This is a genomic window from Streptomyces sp. NPDC057654, assembly GCF_042800135.1.
GTDB lineage: Bacteria > Actinomycetota > Actinomycetes > Streptomycetales > Streptomycetaceae > Streptomyces.
In genome coordinates, this window is record NZ_JBHVHQ010000591.1 from 1 (window position 1) to 5,524 (window position 5,524).

A 5,524-nucleotide genomic window follows, 5' to 3' on the forward strand; every position below is an offset into this window, starting at 1 on the left:
CTGTCGTACATCGCGCTCATGCCGCCGCTACCTCTCCCCGGTCCAGTCCCGCCACTACGCCCAGCAGGCATTCGTAGTCGATGACGCCCACGCAGCGTCCGTCGTCGACGACCCGCACCGGGGCGCCGCTGCGCGCCACGGCCTCGATCGCGTCGGAGACGGTGGTGTCGGGCGCGAGCGTCGCGCCGTCCTTGGCGTCGGTCTTCGTGACCGGCCGCATGGCGCGGCGTACGGTCAGCACCTGCTCGCGCGGCACGTCGCGGACGAAGTCGCGCACGTAGTCGTCGGCGGGCGAGCCGACGATCTCCTCGGGGGTGCCGCACTGCACGATGCGCCCGTCGCGCATCAGGGCGATGCGGTCGCCGACGCGCAGCGCCTCGCTGAGGTCGTGGGTGATGAAGACCATGGTGCGGCCCTCGTCGCGGTGCAGCCGGACGACCTCTTCCTGCATGTCGCGGCGGATCAGCGGGTCCAGCGCGCTGAACGGCTCGTCGAACAGCAGGACTTCGGGGTCGGCGGCGAGGGCGCGGGCGAGGCCGACGCGCTGCTGCTGGCCGCCGGAGAGCTGGCCGGGGCGGCGGGCTTCCATGCCGGCGAGGCCGACCTTGGTGACGATCTCCTGGGCCTTGGCGCGGCGTTCGGCCTTGCCCATGCCCTGGATCTCCAGCCCGTACGCGACGTTGTCGAGGACGGTGCGGTGCGGGAGCAGCCCGAAGTGCTGGAAGACCATGGCGGCGCGGTGCCGGCGCAGGTCGCGCAGCCGGCCGCGGTCCATGCCGCAGACGTCCTCGCCGTCGATGGCTATCTCGCCGCTGGTCGGCTCGATGAGCCGGGTCAGGCAGCGGACCAGGGTGGACTTGCCGGAGCCGGAGAGGCCCATGACGACGAAGACCTCGCCCTGGCGGACGTCGAAGGAGACGTCGCGGACGGCGACGGTGCAGCCGGACTCGCGGCGCAGCTCGTCGGCGGGGAGTTCGGCGAGCGGGCTGCCGGGGACGCGCTCCGGCTTGGGGCCGAAGACCTTCCACAGGTTGCGTACGGAGAAGACGGGCGCGCCGTCGGCCTTCGGGTCGTCCGTGGCCGCGCTGGGCGCGGGTGCGGTGCTGGTCACGCGCCATCACCCCCGCGTATTGAGGCCGTGACAAGCATTTCGGCGCACTTCTCCCCCACCATCAGGACTCCGATCATCGGGTTCACGGCGGGCATCGTCGGGAAGACCGATGCGTCGGCGATACGGATGTTCTGCATACCACGGATGTTCAAGTTGGGGTCCACGACCGCGAGTTCATCATCGGAGGCGCCCATTCGGCAGGTGCCCGCCGGGTGGTAGACGGTGTGGGCGACCTTGCGCGCGTACTCGCTGATGTCCTCGTCGGAGGTGACCTCCGGGCCCGGGCAGACCTCGCGCTTGAGCCAGCCGGCCAGCGGCTCGGTCTTGGCGATCTCGCGGGCGATGCGGATGCCGTCGACGAGGGTGCGGCCGTCGTAGTCGTCCTCGTCGGTGAAGTACCGGAAGTCGAGGGCGGGCTTGACCTCGGGGTCGGCGCTGGTCAGGTAGAGCCGGCCGCGGCTGTGCGGCTTGGGGATGTTGGGCGTCATCGACACGCCGTGCTCGGGCTTCTCGTAGCCGAGCCGCTCCGGGTTGTCGGTGAACGGGATCTGGTAGAAGTGGAACATCAGGTCCGGGCCGTTCGCCGCGGGGTCCCGCTGGATGAACAGGCCGGCGTCGGAGTCCATCGCCGAGTTCTCGGGGATGGGCCCGTCGGTCTCCCAGACGATGACCGACTCGGGGTGGTCGAGGAGGTTCTCGCCGACGCCCGGCAGGTCGTGGACGACGGGGATGCCGAGCGCTTCGAGGTCCTTCTTCGGGCCGATGCCGGAGTGCATCAGCAGCCGCGGGGTGTCGACCGCGCCCGCGCAGACCAGCACCTCGTTGTTGGCCTCGACGAGGATCTCCTCGCCGTCCTTGGTGCGTACGTGCACGCCGGTCGCCCGGGTGCCGTCCAGCTCCAGCTTGTGCGCCCAGGTCTCCAGCATGATGTGCAGGTTCGGGCGGTCGAGGAACGGGTGCAGGTAGGCGACCGACGCCGAGGAGCGCTTGTTGTTCTCGGGGTGGTACGAGAGGTCGAAGAAGCCCACGCCCTCGTGGAACGGCTTCTTGTTGAAGCCCTCCACGCGCGGCACGCCGGTCGCGGTCCGCGCGGCGTTCACGAAGTCGCTCGCGATGGCGTTGCGGTCCTTCTCGTCCACCGCGACGATGTTGTTGCGCAGCCGGTAGAAGTACGGGTCCATGGACTCGGCGTCCCAGCCCTCGGCCCCGGCCGTCGCCCACTCGTCCCAGTCGCCGGGCAGCGGCTTGAAGGAGATCAGGGTGTTGTGCGAGGAGCACCCGCCCAGCACGCGCGCCCGGCTGTGCCGGATGTGGGAGTTGCCGCGCGGCTGCTCGACCGTCGGGTAGTCGTAGTCAAGGTCGCCGCCCAGCAGCCCCAGCCATCTGCGCAGCGTGAGGACGTCCTCCCGGTCGATGTCCGTGGGCCCGCCCTCGATGACGGCGACGGTGATGTCGGGGTTCTCGGTGAGGCGGGACGCGATGACGGAACCGGCGGTGCCGCCGCCGATCACGACGTAGTCGTACACGGGCATGGGGGGTGCTCCTCTGCTGCTACTGCTGAAGGTTCTGCGCGTGAAGAGTGGGCTGTGCAACCGTGGGTCGAACGGGCCGGGGAACGCGCTGTACGGGCGTGGGGACGGGTGCCGCGGGCGCTGTCAGCCGGCGAACCAGCGCACGGCCTTCGGTTCGAGGTTCTGGTAGATGTGCTTGGACTCGCGGTACTCGGCGAGCCCCGCGGGGCCCAGCTCCCGGCCGATGCCGGACTTCCCGAAGCCGCCCCACTCCGCCTGCGGCAGGTAGGGGTGGTAGTCGTTGATCCACACGGTGCCGTGGCGCAGCCGCCCGGCGACGCGCCGCGCGCGGCCCGCGTCGGAGGACCACACGGCGCCGGCGAGCCCGTACTCGGTGTCGTTCGCGAGCTCGACGGCCTCGTCCTCGGTGCGGAACGTCTCGACGGTCACGATGGGCCCGAACGTCTCCTCGCGCACCACGCGCATGCCCCGGTGGCACTGGTCGAGGACGGTCGGCGAGAAGAAGTAGCCGCTCTCGGGGCGGACCTTCGACGGCTTGGGGCGGGAGCCGCCGCAGCGCAGCGCGGCGCCCTCGGCCAGCGCGGAGGTGACGTACGCCTCGACCTTGGCGAGCTGCTGCTCGGAGACGAGCGGGCCGCACTCGACGCCCTTCTCGGTGCCCCGGCCCAGCTTGATCTTCTCGGCGCGGCGGGCCAGCTCGGCGACGAACCGGTCGCTGACCGACTCCTCGATGATCAGCCGGGCGCCGGCCGAGCAGACCTGGCCGCTGTGGATGAACGCGGCGTTCAGCGCCTGGTCGACGGCGGTGTCGAAGCCCTCTTCGGTGGCGCAGGCGTCGGCGAAGACGACGTTGGGGTTCTTGCCGCCCAGCTCCAGGGCGATCTTCTTGGCCCCGGCGACGGCGGCGGCGCCCGCCGTGGTGCCGCTGGCCAGGCCGCCGGTGAAGGAGAACAGGTCGACGTCGGGGTGCTCGGCGAGGCGCTGGCCGACCGGCACGCCCGCGCCGGTGACGATGTTCGCGACGCCCGTCGGCAGCCCGGCCTCCACCAGCAGCTTGATCAGGTGCACGGTGGTGAGCGGGGTGACCTCGCTCGGCTTGATCACGAAGGTGTTGCCGGCCGCGAGCGCCGGGGCGACCTTCCAGCTGGCCTGGAGCAGCGGATAGTTCCAGGGTGTGATCAGCGCGCACACGCCGACCGGCTCATGCACGACGACGCTGTGCACCGCGGGGCTGCCGGCGTCCACGACCCGGCCGCCGCTCTCGTTCATGACGAGGTCGGCGAAGTAGCGGAAGGCGTTGGTCACGTCGTCGACGTCGACCCGGCCCTCCTCCAGCGTCTTGCCGGTGTCCCGGCTCTCGATGAGCGCGATCTCCTCGCGGTCGCGCTGGAGCAGGTCCGCGACGCGGCGCAGCAGCGCCGCCCGCTCGGCTACGGGCGTACCGGGCCACGGACCGGAGTCGAAGGCCCGCCGGGCCGCCGCGACGGCCGCGTCCGTGTCGTCCGCCCCGCCCTCGGCCACGGTCGCGAAGGGCTGGGCATCTGCGGGGTCGAGGACCTCCCGCTGCGCGCCGGATGCGGCGTCGCGCCACACCCCGTCCACATGAATGGTCTCGACTGCTGCCGACACGTCGTACTGCCTTCCGATCACTGAAAAGTTCTTCGCTGGTCACGCCAGCAACAGGGACCCCTAACCGGAACTTTCGAACGTATTCCTCATCCGTCACCAAGAGTGGTCCGGGTCACTTCCGCTCGCCGTTCTGTCCCATTTGTTGGCCTCGGCTTTGTTAGCGTGAGCTGAATGACCAAGCGATACGGCATGTGGGCCGCAGCGATCTGCACGGCCGCGACAGTGGGCCTCGCCGGCTGCGGAACCGATAGCTCCGACAACGCGAAGGGCAAGGGGGGTCTGGACGGGCTCTCCGCCCAGGAGATTTCCAAGAAGGCGCGCAACGAGCTGAGCTCCGCTTCCGCGCTGCGGATGAAAATGGATGCGGCCTCCGGATCGGCGTCCGCAAAGATGGACATCGCCGCGGACGACAAGAACAACTGCGCGGGCACCACGACCCCCGCCAGCGGCCAGGGCTCCGTCGAGGTCGTCAAACGCGGCGACGAGGTGTGGCTGAAGCCCGACGCCGCCGTGTGGTCCGCGATGACGGGCGACCCGAAGAAGGGCGCGCTCGCCACCAAGGCGGCCAAGGGCCGCTACCTCCACGGCAAGACCAGCGAGACGGTCCTCAAGCAGATGGCGTCCTCCTGCGAGGACCTCAAGACCTTCCAGAAGAAGATCGCCGAGGACAACGCGGGCGACGAGAAACTCAAGAAGGGCAAGGAGACGACCGAGGACGGCAAGCGGGTCGTGCCGCTCACCGCGAAGGGCAAGGACGGCGCGGAAAGCACGATCTATGTGGCCGCCGAGGGCAAGCCGTACCTCCTGAAGATCGCCTCGAAGCAGAACGGCAAGACGAGCTCCATGCAATTCACCGACTACGGCAAGCCGGTCGCGGTGAACCCGCCGTCGGAGAAGGAGTCCATGAGCGTGGACGAGTTCAAGAAGGCGGTGCAGAAGGGCTGACGCCGCGGGCCGCCCCGGCGGGTATGCCGCTTTCCCGACGTCAGTTACTGATGTCAGTTTCTGATGTCGATTCCTGATGTCGGTCGTGGGCCGTTTCCGACGAGTGGGTCGGGGGCGGCCCGCTCGCTGTTTTCGGTCTTTCGCTCCGCGGGCAACACTCCTAACTTGCTCATAGGGTCCGAGCGCGGGGGCCGAGGGCGAGGGGGATCGCATGGACCGGCAGACCGCTCCGCTCATCGTCGTCAACCCCGGCTTCGAGGACGGCCCGAAGGGGTGGACTTTCAAGGCGTCCCCGATCGACGGCGGC

4 protein-coding genes are annotated in these 5,524 nt (G+C 69.9%); 1 reads left to right on the forward strand and 3 read right to left on the reverse strand.

From position 1 onward, the window contains the following. Positions 1-16: 16 nt before the first annotated feature. From ACFU99_RS31410 to ACFU99_RS31420, 3 genes are all read right to left on the reverse strand, one after another. The gene (locus ACFU99_RS31410; RefSeq protein ID WP_384398475.1) at positions 17-1,111 is read right to left on the reverse strand and encodes a glycine betaine/L-proline ABC transporter ATP-binding protein; all 1,095 of its coding nucleotides are present in this window, start codon (positions 1,109-1,111) and stop codon (positions 17-19) included. After that, positions 1,108-2,643 (reverse strand): GMC family oxidoreductase, encoded by a 1,536-nt coding sequence (locus tag ACFU99_RS31415; protein ID WP_384398477.1) that lies wholly within the window; start codon positions 2,641-2,643, stop codon positions 1,108-1,110. The genes ACFU99_RS31410 and ACFU99_RS31415 overlap by 4 nt, the downstream gene beginning before the upstream one ends. Before the next feature lie 123 nt (positions 2,644-2,766). Then, positions 2,767-4,236, reverse strand: a complete 1,470-nt coding sequence (locus tag ACFU99_RS31420; protein ID WP_384398481.1) for an aldehyde dehydrogenase family protein — start codon at positions 4,234-4,236, stop codon at positions 2,767-2,769. Positions 4,237-4,443: 207 nt separating this feature from the next. Between ACFU99_RS31420 and ACFU99_RS31425 the strand changes: the two genes are divergently transcribed. After that, positions 4,444-5,217 (forward strand): hypothetical protein, encoded by a 774-nt coding sequence (locus tag ACFU99_RS31425; RefSeq protein ID WP_384398479.1) that lies wholly within the window; start codon positions 4,444-4,446, stop codon positions 5,215-5,217. Positions 5,218-5,524: the final 307 nt, after the last annotated feature.